A 355-nucleotide genomic window follows, 5' to 3' on the forward strand; every position below is an offset into this window, starting at 1 on the left:
CTTTATATATTACAAATTAGATGTCATATCACTAAATATATATATGCAGTTTTCAAAGTGCTAACGCACAGCGCCAACGAATAAATCTCGTTGCTTAAAGTGCTAGTACACGTCGCCAACAAACAAACTTCACATGTGTTCAGTTTATTCCGTTGCTTAAAGTGCTAACGCACATAGCTTGTCTAAAGATAAGCTAAAAGTGCATGTAAGAGGCTACTAGATAAATCGAAGATTTAAGTAATATACTCTTAATGGTGGAGATGAGGAGAGTCGAACTCCTGACCCCTTGCTTGCAAGGCAAGTGCTCTCCCAACTGAGCTACACCCCCAAATATGAAGTTCATAAAGAACTTTCA

General features: G+C 38.0%; 1 tRNA gene. It reads right to left on the reverse strand.

Annotated features, from left to right (window positions below):
- Positions 1 to 252: 252 nt before the first annotated feature.
- Positions 253 to 328 (reverse strand) — tRNA-Ala (locus IC174_RS20835).
- Positions 329 to 355: the final 27 nt, after the last annotated feature.

The sequence above is a fragment of the Clostridioides sp. ES-S-0001-03 genome, from assembly GCF_020676075.1.
Taxonomy (GTDB): Bacteria; Bacillota; Clostridia; order Peptostreptococcales; family Peptostreptococcaceae; genus Clostridioides.